This window comes from Taibaiella soli (assembly GCF_003236175.1).
In the GTDB taxonomy this organism is placed as follows: Bacteria; Bacteroidota; Bacteroidia; order Chitinophagales; family Chitinophagaceae; genus QKTW01.
This window is the reverse complement of record NZ_QKTW01000017.1, coordinates 258,925-275,429: the sequence shown is the minus strand read 5'-3', so window position 1 is coordinate 275,429 and position 16,505 is coordinate 258,925. Positions and strand designations below refer to the sequence as shown.

Genomic DNA, 16,505 nt, shown 5'->3' with positions numbered 1-16,505 from the left:
AATTATAGTGTTAGGTTGTAACGGGCCGCTACTTCTTTTGTCTTCAGTGCAATATCATCGGGCGTGATCAGTCCTTTTTGCAACAGGCAGTTGGACGCAGAGACGATCCATTTTTCGTAGTAAGAAAGCTTTGCAGCCATTTCAGATCCGATATTTTCTGTGCCGCGTCTTTTCTCTTCCGTATTCACGATCTTATGGTAGTCAAGTACGTCGAGCAATGCATGACATCGTTTTTCCCAGGGATAGAGCTGGCGTTCATAAATTTCAATTTTATCGTCGCTGCATCCCGTGCCGCCAATATCATTCGGCAGATGTTTTACTAATGATTCTGTTGACATGTTGTTTTGGTTTTAAAGAGCGTGATCGAAATTTTATTGTTCAATTTTTGGCAGCGTTACGCCGATCATTGTATCACGTGTTACTATTTTTTCCAACTGCTCTTCTGTAAAATGCTCTGTGCCTTCGGGTCGCAAAGGCAGTACCATATAGCGTTGGCTGGCGGTGGAATCATTAATGACGACTTGTACTTCGTCTGGTATGATAGTGCCGAATTCTGCGAGTACCGAACGTGGTTCTTTCACAGCGCGTGAACGGTATTGTTTGCTTTTATACCAGTCGGGCGGAAGACCTAATACAGCGCGCGGATAGCAAGAGCAGAGTGTACAGACGATCATGTGATGCGTGTCTCGTGTGTCTTCCAGCACAGTAAATGCGGTGTCATCGTATATGGTGATGCCCATTTCTTCTGCTGCACGGTTTCCGTTGTCTAATAATCTTTTTCTAAACTCCGGATCTATCCAGGCTCTTACCACTAGCTTTTGGCCGAGCACCGGCGATCTTGAATCCAGTAGCTCAATTTGTTTCCTTACTTCATCTGGTTTTATCAGCCCTTTTTCAATCAAGAGTTCTCTGATACTGATTTCGAGAATCTCGTAGTAGCCGGGTGTTTCGTCATGCTCCACGGGCGTGTGCGGATCGTGCGGGTGATTGTGTTCTTTGCTCATATGATATGTTTTAGATGCTTTCCAGCCAGTTCTCAAAAATTTCTATTTCCAGCACATCTTCCGGCGCCCCTGTGTAGTCTGGCCAAAGCTCTTTCTGAACGAAGCTGACCATGTAGTACCAGAGCTTGTTGCCTGCGTTTTTGCCGAATGCTTCTTCTTCCGGATTAATGTAACGGCCTAATGGTTTGGTGATAGTGCCGCGCTTGCCCCGGATATAAGTCGGCACTCTGTAATGTCCGATAGGACTTTTGATTGTAACCTGCACGTGATCTCCTTCGTTAAACCGTGCCGGATTATGTTCTACTGTTTGTACCATGGTATTGTTGTTTTAGAAAGCATGGTGCTTCATGCTTAAGTATATTTCAAATAGGGTGCCATGGCTTAATATTCTAAACATCAGATGTTTAAGTTCAGTTGCTGGCTGGTAGTCGCAACGATATATCACCGATGCACGAAAGCGGCGCGATGTCGCTGCACTAGTAGCTAAAAAAGGTCGCCTCGATTGGAGACGACCTTTTCAGCATTGTTGTTTCCTGGCTATTTCGCCGGTGGCATTTGCTGGGCGAATTCTGCGCGTGACATTGGTTTGCCGTTAATCATTTCGTAGACAGACTTAGAATTTCCCAGCGTCTGCATCAGCGATTTCGGTCCTTCAAATGGGCGGCCACCAATATGCCAGCCATCTGTGTGTAACTCTTCAATCAGCACCCATACTACTTCACGAAATGCTTCTGATCCTTCAAATTTTACCATCACATCAGTGAGTGCGGCAGCGAGTGCATGTTTTTCTTCGGTTGAGAATACACCATCAACCAGTTTTACGTTTACGAACGGCATAGTTTGTTGTTTTTAGAATAAATAATAAATGATGCTTTACTCAGTGTAATGCAAACAAGATGCCGGGATGGGTGATGAAGGTTTTATTTTTTCTGAAACGGCCTGCTATAAGGCATTTTGGCGTTTGACGCCGTTGCTTTTTTCTTGGGTTTAAAATGAAATCACGCTGTTATATTTCGTTGAACGGTTATAGTCGGACGGTTTGAAGTCGTCTGACCATTTTCAAATTATTATTGTAAAATGATTTCATGATTATCGGTACGAATGGTCACTGATTTGTTCTACGCAAAAAAGCGGGACCTGCCCGCTTTTTCTTTCATAGTGCTAAGAATATTTCTTTAGGAATGCTGGTTATTTATTCAGCAAAATGGTTTGTTTGGTGCCGTTCTTCGAAAGCAGAATATGATGGTAGTCTCCGTCGCTTTTATTGTTTAGCCAGTATACGATACCGGTTGATTGTCCAAGGTATTTGCCGTTTGCATCAGTAGTGAAATTATTAATCTCGTAGTCGAGCGCGTAAGGCGCTTGTGTCGATTTGGTGAGCGACAAAGTGTAAGCCGTATTTGGTTCCAGTCCTGTAAATATCTGTTCCACCAGATCCGTGAGTCCGATCTGTCGTATAGCTAATCTGCCATGCCCTTTCAATCGTGATTGTGCTTCGATCAGTTCTATTACCTGTGTGCTGGTCGTGTCGTTTAGGGGCGTCAACGACATGGCTGTAGTGGACGCCGATACCGCATTCGCAGCATATACCAATGCCTGCGGACTTTGCCCTATCTGAATGGTCGCTTTAATCTTCATTGTCTGCAGATCGATGTGCTGTACCTGATCACCAAATTCCAGTCCAACGTAAAGTTGCTTGCCATCAGGGGACGGCCATAGACCATGTGGTAGTGCACCGATATTTACAGTGTCCATTTGCCTGAAATTATCTGCCACGTCAAATACACGCACTTTGTTTTCACCACCGACCGATACGAGCATCAGCAGCTTTTTATCAAGCACACAGAAACTGACGTGATTGGTGATAGCACCCGTGCTCAGGACTTTTGCAATAGACTGCGTTTTTGTATCGATGACTGTTATTTTTCCTACGTCTTTATGCGTCATCGCTACCAATGCACCATCAGGGCTGGTGAAGATATTTGGCGAGAACGGGCTGACAACCGGAGTCTTCTTTATGATCTGGTACGTTTTCGTATCCACAATATCGAGTTCTGGTGTGAAGCTGGAGCACACGTAAGCTATTTTTCCGTCCAGCGAAAAGCTCACCATGCCGGGCCCATCGGCAATAGATACCTTCTTTATCTCTGTCATTGTCGCTGCGTCAATAACACTGATATACGCTTCGCCACGCACAGAAATCCATATCTGATTGCCATCCGGCGTAAAAGTGGCTTCGTGTGGCGCGCGCCCAAGGTAGATTGTCTTCAGTACTTTATTGTCTTCGGTTGAAATCAACGTAACGGAATTGGAACCAATAGCAACGACGGCCAGCATTTTTCTTTTAGCGCTGTAGCCCATGCCGTGTACCAGCGCTTGTCCTTTATAAAGCGGACTCAGTACGTTCGGATAGGGGTTTCCCAGTTTTATTTCTCCTAACAGCTTATCAGTCGACGGGTCGATGACGGATACAGTGTTCGATACTTGATTGGCTGTATAAACACGGTCATTAGCATACTGAGCGGACGCGGATATTCCGGTCAGTAGCAGCGAAAGAAAAAAAGCAGTTGTTCTCATGATGTTATTTTGTGAAGGAAGACATTTGTTCAATCTCCACCTGTTCGTTAGAGATAAGCAGTTTTGCGAAGGCGGTAACGGTCGGGTCTGAAGCATATTTTAAGACGACTTTAGCCATATCGATTGCTGCTTGATGGTGCGGTATCATGATCTGCGCAAAAGCGTAGTCTCCCGTTTTTGTTGCTTGATCATGCATCATCGTTTCCATCATGACGTCCATAGTATGTTGCATCTCTTTTGCATAACCTTTTGGTACCGACGATTTCAAAATAGACGGTGAATGAAGCCATGTGTTCATGAGTTGCACCTCCGTTTGTTGCTCCGCCTGGATACTCTTTGCCAGCTGTATCATTTCAAAATCTTTGCCATGGCTTATTTCATAGCCAGCCATTTCAATCGCACCCTGATGATGCGGTATCATCTGCTGCAGGAAATCAGTTTCCGGGGAAACAGTACTTGACTGCTTCATCATCTGATCCATCATTTTATCCATCATCGACAGGTACACGGCTCTGTCTGATTTATCGGGAGTAAAACCTGCGGCGATCATCCAACACAGAATGGCCATGACAGTGAAAAACAAAATTCCGGGTCGGTTTCTTTTCATGATTCAATTTTTGAGCTTTGATGAAATGGCCAGGGTGGCATTGTTCCGTTTGCTAAAACGAAATGTCGACAACGACTTTTCCTTTATTCGCACCTTCCTGTAAATATTGGTAAGCGTTTTCGATAGTAGCCGGTTTAAATATTTTCTCGTCCACATTCAGTTTTACGCTTCCTGATTCAATCAGTTTTGTTGCCTCGTTTAAAATTTCGCCATGATGTTTTCTCCCTTTGCCGGAGATTAATGGATATAAAGTGAACACACCGGAATAGGTTGCGCCTTTAAATGATAATGGCGCCAGGTGATGTGTACCCCAGCCGAGAATGCTGATGACGTGGCCGAAATATTGTCTGGCTGCTTTGAATGATGCGTCCAGCACAGCGCCGCCAACGGTATCAAATACGATATCGAATCCTTCTCCGTTGGTGTATTGCTGTACATATTCCTCTACCGAAAGACTGTTGTAATCAATAGGCACTGCACCATAGCTTTCAATCAGACCGTTTTGTTCGGGCGTTACAGTTGTAAAAACAAGGGCACCTTTTGCTTTCGCGATCTGTACCGCAACATGACCTACGCCGCCGGCTCCGCCATGAATCAGTACATTTTTACCGGTACTTACATTTGCACGATCCACCAGCCCTTCCCAGGCGGTAATAAAAATCAACGGAACGGCTGCTGCTTCATGCATACTTAAGTTGGCAGGTTTCTTTGCAATCAATGCCGCGTCCACTGCGGCGTATTCTGCGAGTGACCCGGGAACACCCGCAATTCCTCCTGTCATTCCATATACTTCATCACCAACAGTAAAGTCGGTCACGCCCGCTCCTAAAGCTATGACTGTGCCCGCCAGATCGATGCCTAATATGGCCGGTAGTTTGGCTTGTGCGTGCGCCGCTTGTCCCGATTTGATCTTCAGATCCAAAGGATTGACACCGCTTGCCGCGATCTTTACCAGAACCTGTCCTTCGCCTGCTACTGGCGTTGAGACTTCGCTGTCGAGGTACGGTGCGTTAAATTGTTCTAAGACTAATGCTCTCATTTTATTGTTCAATTTTTAAAGCGACTGTTATAAAGTTATGCCTGTTTCAAATGGGGTAGCGCTTACCAATACTCGGTGTACAAGTCCTCTTAGTCACTGAAATTATCATACCGTTTTTCAAACGATTAATAAACAGTCGGTTAATGTCTGAGTATATTTTTTTTGGTAACGATATAGCGTTGGAATTCGCTCCGACGATGAAATGCCGGTTTTATTTGGAACTGTTTTTTCGTTGCAGGTACAGTTTAGCTGAGTCGCTCATGGTAATGATGGCTCCGCCAAGTATCACGATATCTTTGATCACGAGCCTGCCCCGACCTGAAAGGAATGGGAATCCGAAATCTTTGTCAGTGAGATGCGGCACCCAGGATTCTGGGGTAGTGAAAAGAAATGAGAGCGTGCCCAACGTCATGATGAAAATGAGTATACTGCCAACCATACTGGGTAGCGGTGCTACGCGATGCAAGGCTACAAGCACTGCAAGTGATACGAGGAATATGCCAAGGCCAAATGAAAAGCCGTAGGTGTTGTTCGCTTCGTGCCAGTCATGATTAGCAGCAATCATTTCGCCTTCTTTATTCATGTGCGTTTTATATGCTTCGGGATGATGATAGAAGAACGACATGAACGGGCTATTGGCCACAAAGGGCACGATTCCATCGGCTTCATAAGTAAAGAATTTAAGACTCCCGATCCAAAGAAAGACGACTACAATACCAAACCTTACTGCTTTTTTGCCGAATGTATCCAGACTCGCGATTAACTGAACAAATGACTGTTTCATTGCTGTTTTTTTAGAATAATTGATACAGCAAAGCTAGTCCGCATCCGGCGGGCAGCACATGGATAAAGGGGGAAAAGACCTGCACAAATATGACGGCTATTTTGCGGGAGGAAGATCGGCTACGATGGAGATGCCGGTTTTGTCACGGAAAGTTTGCGGTGATACAGTGGTCAGTTTTTTGAAGAAGCGACTGAAATAAAATTCATCTTCGAAGTTTAACGAATAGGCTATCTCTTTGATGCTTTGCCGCGTAAGATGCAACCGTTTCTTCGCTTCCGTTATGAGTCGTTCCTGTATCAGTGCAGAGGGACTCTTCCTGAAGTAACGCATGCTGCGCTTGCTGAGATTATTGGGCGACATGGCCAGCAGTTTTGCATAATCTGCAGGTTTATGCAATTCCAGATAATGGGCATCAATCAGTTTTGCGAAAGCCTCCATTTGCTCATCTTTTTCCGGTAGCAGACTTTCTTTTTTCATCGTGCGGCGTTTGATATTGCTTGATTTGGCAAGCAACAGTTGCAGATAAGAACGTAAGACCATATCGTCCGGATCGGGAGCATTAAATTCCGCCGCCATGTCTGCAAACATTCGGCCAAATGCTGCTGCGTCCTCATTTGTAAGGACTACCGACGGTTCGATGTAAATATTGTTGAACAAAAGTCCATTGCAGGCTACTTGTGCTTTGTGGTATTCGATACAATAGAAATCGCCATGAAAACGAAGCGCGGTGTATTGCAGTGGTGTCTCACTGCTGAGGTAAATATGTTGTAACGGTGTGGCAAACATCAGCACGGGAGCGTTAAAAGGAAAAGTACCAAAATCAGCATGATACAGACCGCTGCCTTCGGTGATGAACAGCACGGTATAATCCGGAAATTGTTTCGGTTTCAGTTGCAGGTCGCAGTTTGTGTGATCCCGCAGGTCCAGCAAAAGATCTCCGGTATGGTTTTGTATGTTTTTCAAAATATCGATTTGTTTTGGGCCGAATGATGCAACAATGGTTTCTCAATTCCTAAAACTGTATCAAAAATATCCATTACTGTGCAACTCACATTATATCGATCCAATAATATTGTGATATCCGGTACTGTGTTTTTTCTCGAAAGTACCCGCAGTACTTTGTCTGCGTCCGTAAGGTCAATACTCCAGTTGCCAGCGCCGAGAAGATCGTTGAGCGCCGGTTGTAAGCGCTGTATTTGCCTGTCGCGACGAATAGTTGTAGCTAAAATAAGAATCAGCATAAGAGTAGTATAAATCAGTGAGCAAATTCCCCGTTTTTTCAGGCGACAATGTCCCGCCTGATGCCGAGTTTCTTCATTTTTGAGAATAACGTGCTTGGTGGCACATGGAGCAATTCCGCTGCGCCCATGTATCCACCCACGCGACCTTTGCAATGTTTCAGGACTTGCAGAATATAATTACGTTCGTTGTCTTCCATCGTACTGATTACAAACTCGTCGTTCTTTTCTTCGCAGGTAAGCGCCTGGGTTTTCTGAGCGGGAAGGTGAATATGTTTCAACGTGTCTCCTTCGCAGAGAAGAATGCTTCGTTCCAGCAAATGTTCCAGCTCACGGATATTGCCTGGCCATTGGTAAGCCATCATATCCTGCAATATTTTGTTGCTGATTATTTTGATTTTGCGACCCGCTTTTCTCGCAAAGAGTTGGATAAAATGTGTAGCCAGTAAAGGAATGTCATCACTACGGTGTCTTAATGCAGGCAGATCGATTGGGAATATATTGAGGCGGTAATAGAGGTCACTTCTGAAACGACCTTCATTCATTTCTTTTTCAAGATTGCGGTTGGTAGCGGCGATCACACGTATGTCCACTTTGATGGTCGTTTTGCCGCCAATCCGTTCTATCTCCCTTTCCTGAAGCGCCCGCAATAATTTCACTTGCAGTTCTGGCGGTAATTCGCCGATTTCATCGAGAAACAAAGTGCCACCATTGGCCAGTTCAAATTTACCAATGCGGCGGTCAGTCGCACCGGTAAAACTGCCGCGTTCATGCCCAAAGAGTTCACTTTCAATCAGATTCGCCGGTAGTGCCGCACAATTCACTTTCACCATCAGTTTGTTTTTTCGCGGAGAATTGTTGTGTATCGCCCGGGCCACCAGCTCTTTGCCGGTACCCGTTTCGCCGAGTATGAGTACGGTGCTTGACGATGGCGCGACCTGTGCTATCTGCCGGAAAACTATTTGCATCGACGTACTGTCTCCTATTATTTCGGAGTAATTATGTGCTGTATCAATTTCCTCTTTCAGGTATATTTTTTCTTCTTCCAGTTGTTGCCGGAAACCGTTAATCTCTGAAACTTCCCTCGTCATTTTTTCGTTTGCCATAATGTGCGACATCACAATCGCCAGTTGCGAAAGGATACTGTTGAATAATTGATGTTGCTTTACGCCGGGATAGTTGTCGGTTGTATTGTAGATCATTATAGCAACCGGTTCTTCTCTGAAATTTATTGCCACTGCGGTTGCGATAGTTTTTGATTCTTTATCTGCCGGTGGCGGGCCTGGTAAGGTATACCAGTTATCAATGTCGATCACAATCGGATCATGACTGGCGATTGCGGTATTGAAAATACCATCCTCCACTTCGGTATACTTATGCAGCATTTTTTTGAAGGTTTCAGTTTGTATCAGTGCCCCAGTCTGGTTGTGTACAAACGGCGTGTATCTGAGTTTGTCTGTGCACATGGCACAGATTACATAGTCATCGATACCCAGCAATTGTTTCAGTTGTGGCGATAATACCTTCGCCAGTTGTTCTTTGTTTCTGACGGAAGCAATGGCATTGCTAAATGATAGCAGGTTTTTCCGTTCTGCATCGCGCTTCAATATTTCTTCAAGGGAAAGTATGTTGGAAACGGCAACGGTCAGTTGGCAGGCAATACATCGGATCATTTCCAGATCCCGGCTATTATAGCTGCCTTTCAATCGGCTGTTGACGCAGAATACGCCCAGGTAGTGATTGTCTTCACGCAGTGGAATTGTGAGTTTCTCTTTAATCCCATTTTCAAATTCCAGTTTTACATGCGGCGGGCAAATTTCACTTTTTTGAAATTGATCCATATCTATTGTTGCCACATCATCAGATTCCAAAATTTTGTCCAGGCAGTTTTGTGTGTATGACAAGATATCGATGAATTCGCCTGCAAGAAATTTGTTATGATGATAAGGGTGGCCCGATGAAAAAATAAACGCATTGTGAGAGCGGTCGCGGTTAAGCAATAGAATCGTGATGCTGTCAAAGTCCAATATCTTTTTTAGATTATTATTGACTACGGCTGTAAGATCATTCTTGCTTCGGATACTACTGATCGCACGGCTCAGTTCCATCAGCAAACGATGTTCTGATTCCTGTCGGGAGATTGCTTCTCTGGCGAGTACATTGCTTGTAGCCATTGCAAGCTGCGCAGTGATGAAGTTGATAGTATCGGTTGCCACGTCGGGCACCGCCGCTTCATCCTCGTAAGCCAATACCCAGTGACCGATTGACCGGCCGGCGCAAAAGAGCGGGTACGATATTAGCCTTTCAAACTGTTGCCTTGCGTCCTCTTTCAGGAATTGTCTGTGGTCGACATCGAAATTAGTTGTCCGGACAAAAGGCCGGAACGGACTGCTTGCATTGTTTATTTCGTGTGTGGGAAAGACATCAAATAGCAGCTGGTCTTCTTCTGATGCGATGTACAATGTGGTGGTTGAAAATTGTCCTGTTTTTTTTAATTGATGAGTGATTACTTCCAAGAGCTGTTGTCTGCTGTTTGCGGCAGCTAGCTCAATGCAGGAGTGGAATATAGCATCTTCATCTTCCTGGTTTTCGAGCGTCCTTTTTGTTTGCACAATCATGATTCAGTGAGTTTATACTCAGGTCTATGCAAAACACTTGCCGCATTTTTTCGGTATTGTAAATGAACGATTTATGTTTCTGGCAAAACGGCTAAAGCGTGATATTTCGATGAGTCATGAAATATCGTGATCTGCTATCATTATACAAGAATCCATTCTACTTGAATTGGGGGATTCGCCTTTTAGTTTTATGTCAAATAAGCACATCGTCGTTATAGGTGCATCCGCGATGCGATTTTATTGCTTCTCGACTGATGACGATAGGTGCATCTAATTTTCATGAGGTGGCCCGCTGTTCTTTTTTCAGGCGTTTCCTTCAGATACTCCGATTTACTCCAAAGTAACACTTTCATAAAACCAAGTCTGCAGAATTGCTTATGTTAAATGCAGCTAAAAGTTCATACGCTTGTCCGTATTGCGTGATAAATTCGGTAAATTTATTACCCGTAACAGCCTAGCTCTATATATCTGTAATAGTTGCGGTAGTGCCTCATGGCACAGTTCTGTTAGCAAGATTGGTGAGCAGTTAGCCTGTAGCCGAAAGTGTTTTGAGCAGATTTTTATACTCGGGCTCAAAAATGTGATAGCGTCAAACAGTCGTCTGCTTTTTTATTATGCCGCTACCGGGGAAGAAAAATGATGTCTTCCGCAGAGAGGGAATATAGGTGTTTGACTAGAAAATTAAAATCACATGGAAATAGCGGAAAAATGTATAGATACGATACGTTGCCTGGCCATCGATGCCGTAGAACACGCAAATTCGGGACATCCCGGCGCACCAATGGCACTGGCTCCCGCCGCGTATGTTTTGTGGATGAAACATTTGCGGTATAATCCACGCAATCCAAACTGGTTTAACCGCGACCGGTTTATATTATCCAATGGTCATGCGTCCATGTTGCAGTACGCAGTATTACACCTTACAGGTTACGATATCACGCTAGACGATATCAAACAATTCCGTCAGCTGGGCAGCATTACGCCCGGCCATCCCGAGCATGGTTTGACACCCGGCGTTGAAACAACCACCGGTCCATTGGGGCAAGGTTTTATGACCGCGGTGGGTATGGCAATGGCAGAAGCTCATCTGGCAAAGCTTTTCAACAAAGACGATACTACGATCGTTGATCATTACACCTATGTTTTTTGCAGTGACGGCGATCTGATGGAAGGTGCTTCGCATGAAGCCGCATCTATAGCTGGTCATTTAGGTTTGGGTAAACTGATATATCTCTATGACAACAACCATATCACCATCGAAGGCAATACAAATCTTACCTACGATGATGATGTTGCCAGGCGGTTTGAAGCATATAACTGGCATGTGCAGGATATAGGCGACGTGGCGAATGATCTGGAAGCGATCTCTACGGCATTTCAAAAAGCAAAAGACGTGAAGGACAAACCTTCGCTCATCATGTTGCGTACGCACATTGGTTACGGTTCACCTAATAAACAGGATACATCAGCGGCACATGGTTCGCCTTTGGGGGACGAAGAAGTAAGGCTGACAAAGAAGTTTTACGGCTGGCCGGAAGACAAAACATTTTATGTGCCCGATGATGTGAAGGAGCATATGGCGCATGCAGTTGTGAGCGGTAATAAACTGGAAAAGGAGTGGGATGCGGCGCTCGCGGCATACAAGTTAAAATATGCAGATCCGGGCATTCGGTTTGAACAATATTTAAAGCAGGAACCGGAAGACGGCTGGGATAATGATATGCCGGTGTATAAATCCGCAGACGGGGAAAAAGCAACCCGCTCTGTAACAACGGATGTGACCAGTAAGCTGGCAACTTCTTTGCCCTGGCTGATCGGGGGGAGTGCGGACCTTGGCGAGTCGACGTCTAGTTTTATGAAATCATTGGGGTATTATAGCAAGGATGCTTATCAAGACAGGAATATCGCCTGGGGCATTCGGGAGCATGCGATGTGTGCGGCTTCCACGGGATTGATGGTACACGGGGGCGTGCGGCCATTTGCAGCTACTTATTTCTGTTTCACCGATTATGCAAAGCCCGCCATAAGAATGGCCGCCATTATGGAACAGCCGGTCATTTATGTGATGACCCATGATTCGATCGGGCTGGGTGAAGATGGAAAGACACATCAGCCTATCGAGCAGTTGATCACCTTCCGTGCGATGCCGAATATAGTGGTATTGCGCCCTGCTGATGCGAACGAAACGGTGCAGGCATGGCTTACCGCGATCAAAAGGAAAGAAGGTCCTACGATGTTGGTATTGACCAGGCAGAAGGTGGCCGTGATCGATCAGGATAAATACACGCCGGCAAAAGCCCTGGAGCGTGGTGCATACATTTTATCAAAAGAAGCGGCCGATAAACCGGACGCTATTATCATAGCGACTGGGTCTGAGGTACAGCTGGCTATAGCCGCGCAAAATAAACTCCTTGAACAAAGCATTGCTGTACGTGTTGTCAGTATGCCGAGTTGGGAATTGTTCAGAAAGCAATCAAAAGCATACAGGGATGAAGTATTGCCGCCTGCTATCACTACTAGATTGGCGGTGGAAGCAGCTGCCCCGGAAGGATGGCATGAATGGGTGGGCAGTGAAGGACAGATATTAGGTATGACAGATTTTGGTGCGAGTGCTCCGGCTAAAGACCTGTTTCAGCACTTTGGATTTACGGCAGACAATATCGTAGCGAAAATAAAAACTATGATAAGTGGAAAATGAAAATCGGTATAGGTACCGGTCATTTAAGCTTTTGCATATAATGGGTCATGACTAATTATAGGGAATGACACTTTGATTAGACGATAGTAGTTCCAGGCAACTTGGAATCGTTCTTCTCCTACTTTTTTCTGCAAACGGCGAAGCCCTCATGAGCGACCCGAGATGATATGAACGCGAGTAAAAAAGTAGGGCAAAAAAGGCAGTCTTCACCCGATCACCTCGGGGTTCAGACGGTCGCTCGATTAAACTAGATTGCTACTGTGCTGCCGAACTAAGAGCCGTGAATAGAACTCATTTCCGAAAGGTGTCTCTGATGGCAGGGAATTTATGAAGTATTAGCGAAGAGTGTTGGATAAATTGAATGCCTTGTCGTTAGATCTCAAAACCATCTTTGTCTGTGAGGCGCAACATGGCAGATTGTTTGAGAAAAATTGCCCTGATAGAAAACAAACACATCATCTTATGAATACGCTAGTTGATTTACTGAACTATGGTCAGAGCTATTGGCTGGATAACCTGACGAGGAAAAAAATAAACAGTGGTGAGCTAAAGAAGCGGGTGACGGAGCAAGGCTTGCGAGGTATCACATCTAATCCCAGTATTTTTTACAAGGCAATTACCGGTAGCAATGATTACGATGAGCAGATCAAAGAGCTGGTGTCTCAGGGGTTTACGGCACAGCAGGTATATGACGCGCTTACAATAGCTGATGTACAACATGCCTGCGATATATTGAAACCGGTGTTTGACAGTTCGGAGGGTACAGATGGTTTTGTAAGCCTGGAAGTGTCGCCCTACCTGGCACGGGACACGGAGCGCTCTATCAGCGAAGCCCGTCGCTTGTATCACGCGGTGGACCGCAAGAACTGTTACATAAAAATTCCCGGTACTAAAGAAGGTATTCCTGCCATAGAGCAATTACTTTATGAGGGCATCAATATCAATATAACCTTACTGTTCTCAGTAGATCGTTACGTGGAGGTGGCGCAGGCCTATGTTAGTGCGGTCAGGCGAAGGGTAGCAGAAGGTAAATCGGTAGTCAATATCGTATCCGTAGCGAGTTTCTTCCTGAGTCGCATCGATGTGCTGACGGATTCACTGCTGAGTCAATACACATTCAGTGGCGGGAGCAGCGAGCCGGAACTATTGTTGGGCAAAGTAGCCATCGCCAGCGCTAAGCTAGCCTATGCACAATTTAAAGCGATATTCGGCAGTCCTGAATGGCAAGCACTTGCGGAAAAAGGTGCGCATGTACAGCGGCCGCTCTGGGCCAGCACTAGCACTAAAGATCCGATGTACGATGATCTGATGTATGTAGAAGCACTGGTAGGTGCGGATACTGTAAATACCTTACCCGACGATACCATCAATGCGCTTGCAGACCACGGTAAGTTGCGGCAAAACGCAATTGAAGAAGAGGTAGACAAGGCGCCGTTGGTATTTGAAGCTTTACAAAAAGCGGGCATCGATATCCGCTTTGTAACCTGGCAACTGGAAAACGAAGGCGTCAAAAAATTCGTTGAGTCGTATGATCAATTAATGGCGGCGCTCGAAGATAAAAGGGTCAGCATGCTGGGCGATGATATTTCTACTCAGGTGGCAAGCTATGGCTCGCTGAAAAAAGAAATGGAAGCTGCCTATGCGTCATTGGATGAAAAGCACGTAGCGTCCAGGTTATATGCTAAAGATCCCTACTTATGGAAAACAGACGCTCCCACGGCCAAACTGATAAAGGAAAGCATGGGCTGGATAACAATCCCGGATAGCTATGATGACATCGTAAAAGAATTGACCACTTTCTCTGAAAAGATAAAAGACGAAGGATATAAATACACCGTATTGCTGGGTATGGGCGGCAGCAGCCTCTGCTCTGAAGTTGCCCGTAAAACTTATGGTACCGCAAGCGGCTATCTGGAATTGATTGTCCTCGACAATACGGATACCGCAGCAATAAAAGACGTGGAGGCCAGCATTGACATGGAACATACTCTATTCATCGCAGCCTCCAAATCGGGTGGTACGGCGGAAACAATCAGCTTCTTCAAATATTTCTATGCGCAAATGCAGCAAAAAGGAATGGCTGACCCGGGTAAAAATTTTGTGGCCATTACCGATCCGGGAAGTCCGCTGGTAAAGATGGCGGAGGAATACAAATTCAGGGCTACATTTTTGAATGATACAGAAATCGGTGGACGTTATTCGGTACTCTCCGATTTTGGACTGTTGCCGATGGCATTGATGGGCGTGGATATAGATGCTTTGCTGCAAAGCGCGCAGCAAATGCACATCAGCAGCGGCGCCGCGGTACCTGTTGCATCAAATCCCGGCATCAGTCTGGGTGTCATTATGGGCATATGCGCCAAACATGGGCGCGATAAAGTCACATTTGTACTCTCTGCTTCGATTGGCTCCTTTGGCTACTGGGCAGAACAATTGCTTGCCGAAAGCACAGGGAAAGAAGGCAAAGGCCTTATACCGGTGAATGGTGAGGAACTCGGCGCTCCAGATGTTTATGGGCCAGACCGATTGTTTGTGCATATGTATCTGCCTGCCGACGATAATTCAGCTGATGAACAAAAGCTAAAAGCATTAGAAACTGCGGGGCATCCGGTGGTTCGTATAAAAGTAAAAAGCAAAATTGCGCTGGGTGGTGAATACTACCGCTGGGAACTAGCTACGGCTATTGCCGGTATGGTCATTGGCATTGATCCATTCGACCAGCCAAATGTGGCAGAAAGTAAACAGAACACCAACAACTTATTAAAGGAATGGGCGCAAAATGAAAGCTTTAAATACATCGAGCCGCTGATGGAAGTAGATGGGTTTTCCATTTATGGCAGCAAAGAAGTAGCCCAGATAAAGGACAACGAGCATATAGGAGCAGTCATGGCGAGTTTTGAGTCATTGGCTAAACCGGGAGATTACATTGCAGTCCTGCCTTATTTTCTGATGACGGAAGCACGCAGTAATATACTGCAGCAATGGCGCATGAGTATAAGGAACCATTTAAAAAACGCCACCACATTGCTCAATGGTCCACGCTATCTGCATTCTACAGGTCAGCTCCACAAGGGCGGCCCGGATACAGGGCTTTACATCATACTCGTAGGCGAAGAAACGGAAGAACTGCCGATACCCGGTGAACAATATGGATTTGCTACACTGCATACGGCACAGTCGCTGGGTGACTACCGTTCGCTGGAAGATAAAGGCCGCAGGGTAATACGTATCGATCTGGGTAAAGACATAGATGGCTGCCTTGCAAAACTCTGGTCGCTGATAAAAAAAACGGGCGCGGTACATAGCGCAAACAGATCATGAACGGACCGATAAAGACGTTGTTTTTAGACATCGGCAACGTGGTGCTCAGCAACGGATGGGGACACGAATTTCTTCCGCCCGCCGCGGCACATTTCAACATAGATCGCGGGGAACTGGAAACTCGTCACGCTTCGGTATTTGATAACTATGAGATCGGCCAGGCCACCCTTGATGACTACCTGGACCTCGCCGTATTTAACGAACCGCGCAGTTTCACGAAAAAGGATTTTACCAATTTCATGTTTGCGCAGTCGGTAGCATTGCCCCATCATCTGGATTTTTTCTTAGCCCTTAAAAGAAGACTTAACGTGAAGGTCTTTGCCGTCAGTAACGAGGGGCGCGAGATTCATGAGTACCGCGTAGCAAAGTTTGGGCTCGATGATCTGTTTGATGGTTATATATCGTCCTGTTATGTTGGCTTGCACAAGCCATGCAGAGAGATACTCCGGCTTGCCTGCGATATAGCGCACACAGCACCAGACCAGGGATTATACATAGACGACAGGAAAGAATTGGTGGAAATGGCTACCATGTTTGGTCTGCAGGCGTTGTGGTTCCAGGGATTAGACCAGACAAAAGATTTCCTGGACGCATATTTCAAAAAACATCGTTGACTAAA

General features: G+C 45.6%; 14 protein-coding genes. 3 read left to right on the top strand and 11 right to left on the bottom strand.

The genetic code is table 11. From position 1 onward, the window contains the following. Nucleotides 1-2: 2 nt before the first annotated feature. From DN068_RS12620 to DN068_RS22385, 11 genes are all read right to left on the bottom strand, one after another. Nucleotides 3-338, bottom strand: coding sequence for an SH3-like domain-containing protein (locus DN068_RS12620; protein WP_110999292.1), 336 nt, complete (start codon nt 336-338; stop codon nt 3-5). Between the two features lie 33 nt (nt 339-371). Beyond that, entirely contained in the window at nt 372-1,004 is a 633-nt protein-coding gene (locus DN068_RS12615; protein ID WP_110999291.1) for a nitrile hydratase subunit alpha, read from the bottom strand. Between the two features lie 10 nt (nt 1,005-1,014). After that, complete coding sequence (locus DN068_RS12610; RefSeq protein WP_110999290.1) at nt 1,015-1,320, bottom strand: SH3-like domain-containing protein; 306 nt, start codon at nt 1,318-1,320, stop codon at nt 1,015-1,017. A 221-nt stretch (nt 1,321-1,541) separates the two neighbouring features. After that, nucleotides 1,542-1,841 (bottom strand): tautomerase family protein, encoded by a 300-nt coding sequence (locus tag DN068_RS12605; RefSeq protein WP_110999289.1) that lies wholly within the window; start codon nt 1,839-1,841, stop codon nt 1,542-1,544. 351 nt (nt 1,842-2,192) lie between these two features. Then, nucleotides 2,193-3,581, bottom strand: a complete 1,389-nt coding sequence (locus DN068_RS12600) for a YncE family protein (protein WP_110999288.1) — start codon at nt 3,579-3,581, stop codon at nt 2,193-2,195. 4 nt (nt 3,582-3,585) lie between these two features. Next, nucleotides 3,586-4,188, bottom strand: a complete 603-nt coding sequence (locus DN068_RS12595) for a DUF305 domain-containing protein (RefSeq protein WP_110999287.1) — start codon at nt 4,186-4,188, stop codon at nt 3,586-3,588. 52 nt (nt 4,189-4,240) lie between these two features. Then, complete coding sequence (locus DN068_RS12590; RefSeq protein ID WP_110999286.1) at nt 4,241-5,227, bottom strand: zinc-dependent alcohol dehydrogenase family protein; 987 nt, start codon at nt 5,225-5,227, stop codon at nt 4,241-4,243. A 211-nt stretch (nt 5,228-5,438) separates the two neighbouring features. Continuing rightward, the gene (locus tag DN068_RS12585; protein WP_110999285.1) at nt 5,439-6,011 is read right to left on the bottom strand and encodes a DUF417 family protein; all 573 of its coding nucleotides are present in this window, start codon (nt 6,009-6,011) and stop codon (nt 5,439-5,441) included. 96 nt (nt 6,012-6,107) lie between these two features. Beyond that, the gene (locus tag DN068_RS12580) at nt 6,108-6,974 is read right to left on the bottom strand and encodes a helix-turn-helix domain-containing protein (RefSeq protein ID WP_110999284.1); all 867 of its coding nucleotides are present in this window, start codon (nt 6,972-6,974) and stop codon (nt 6,108-6,110) included. Next, nucleotides 6,971-7,252 (bottom strand): hypothetical protein, encoded by a 282-nt coding sequence (locus DN068_RS12575; protein ID WP_110999283.1) that lies wholly within the window; start codon nt 7,250-7,252, stop codon nt 6,971-6,973. The genes DN068_RS12580 and DN068_RS12575 overlap by 4 nt, the downstream gene beginning before the upstream one ends. Before the next feature lie 38 nt (nt 7,253-7,290). Beyond that, nucleotides 7,291-9,867 (bottom strand): sigma-54-dependent Fis family transcriptional regulator, encoded by a 2,577-nt coding sequence (locus DN068_RS22385; RefSeq protein WP_110999282.1) that lies wholly within the window; start codon nt 9,865-9,867, stop codon nt 7,291-7,293. A gap of 691 nt (nt 9,868-10,558) precedes the next feature. Between DN068_RS22385 and tkt the strand changes: the two genes are divergently transcribed. The 3 genes from tkt (at nt 10,559) to DN068_RS12555 (ending at nt 16,500) form a co-directional block, all read left to right on the top strand. After that, nucleotides 10,559-12,565 carry a transketolase gene (gene tkt / locus DN068_RS12565; protein WP_110999281.1) on the top strand — a complete coding sequence of 669 codons (2,007 nt, stop codon included), beginning with the start codon at nt 10,559-10,561 and terminating at the stop codon, nt 12,563-12,565. Between the two features lie 462 nt (nt 12,566-13,027). Further along, complete coding sequence (locus DN068_RS12560) at nt 13,028-15,886, top strand: bifunctional transaldolase/phosoglucose isomerase (protein WP_110999280.1); 2,859 nt, start codon at nt 13,028-13,030, stop codon at nt 15,884-15,886. Further along, nucleotides 15,883-16,500 (top strand): HAD family hydrolase, encoded by a 618-nt coding sequence (locus tag DN068_RS12555; RefSeq protein WP_110999279.1) that lies wholly within the window; start codon nt 15,883-15,885, stop codon nt 16,498-16,500. The genes DN068_RS12560 and DN068_RS12555 overlap by 4 nt, the downstream gene beginning before the upstream one ends. The last annotated feature ends 5 nt before the right edge of the window (nt 16,501-16,505 follow it).

Excerpts from the sequence above, each read along its gene's own strand:
- DN068_RS12590 (WP_110999286.1), bottom strand. The coding sequence starts at position 5,227 with ATGAGAGCATTAGTCTTAGAACAATTTAACGCACCGTACCTCGACAGC.
- tkt (WP_110999281.1), top strand. The coding sequence starts at position 10,559 with ATGGAAATAGCGGAAAAATGTATAGATACGATACGTTGCCTGGCCATC.
- DN068_RS12585 (WP_110999285.1), bottom strand. The coding sequence starts at position 6,011 with ATGAAACAGTCATTTGTTCAGTTAATCGCGAGTCTGGATACATTCGGC.
- DN068_RS12575 (WP_110999283.1), bottom strand. The coding sequence starts at position 7,252 with ATGCTGATTCTTATTTTAGCTACAACTATTCGTCGCGACAGGCAAATA.
- DN068_RS12620 (WP_110999292.1), bottom strand. The coding sequence starts at position 338 with ATGTCAACAGAATCATTAGTAAAACATCTGCCGAATGATATTGGCGGC.
- DN068_RS12560 (WP_110999280.1), top strand. The coding sequence starts at position 13,028 with ATGAATACGCTAGTTGATTTACTGAACTATGGTCAGAGCTATTGGCTG.
- DN068_RS12600 (WP_110999288.1), bottom strand. The coding sequence starts at position 3,581 with ATGAGAACAACTGCTTTTTTTCTTTCGCTGCTACTGACCGGAATATCC.
- DN068_RS12595 (WP_110999287.1), bottom strand. The coding sequence starts at position 4,188 with ATGAAAAGAAACCGACCCGGAATTTTGTTTTTCACTGTCATGGCCATT.
- DN068_RS12610 (WP_110999290.1), bottom strand. The coding sequence starts at position 1,320 with ATGGTACAAACAGTAGAACATAATCCGGCACGGTTTAACGAAGGAGAT.
- DN068_RS12605 (WP_110999289.1), bottom strand. The coding sequence starts at position 1,841 with ATGCCGTTCGTAAACGTAAAACTGGTTGATGGTGTATTCTCAACCGAA.
- DN068_RS22385 (WP_110999282.1), bottom strand. The coding sequence starts at position 9,867 with ATGATTGTGCAAACAAAAAGGACGCTCGAAAACCAGGAAGATGAAGAT.
- DN068_RS12555 (WP_110999279.1), top strand. The coding sequence starts at position 15,883 with ATGAACGGACCGATAAAGACGTTGTTTTTAGACATCGGCAACGTGGTG.
- DN068_RS12615 (WP_110999291.1), bottom strand. The coding sequence starts at position 1,004 with ATGAGCAAAGAACACAATCACCCGCACGATCCGCACACGCCCGTGGAG.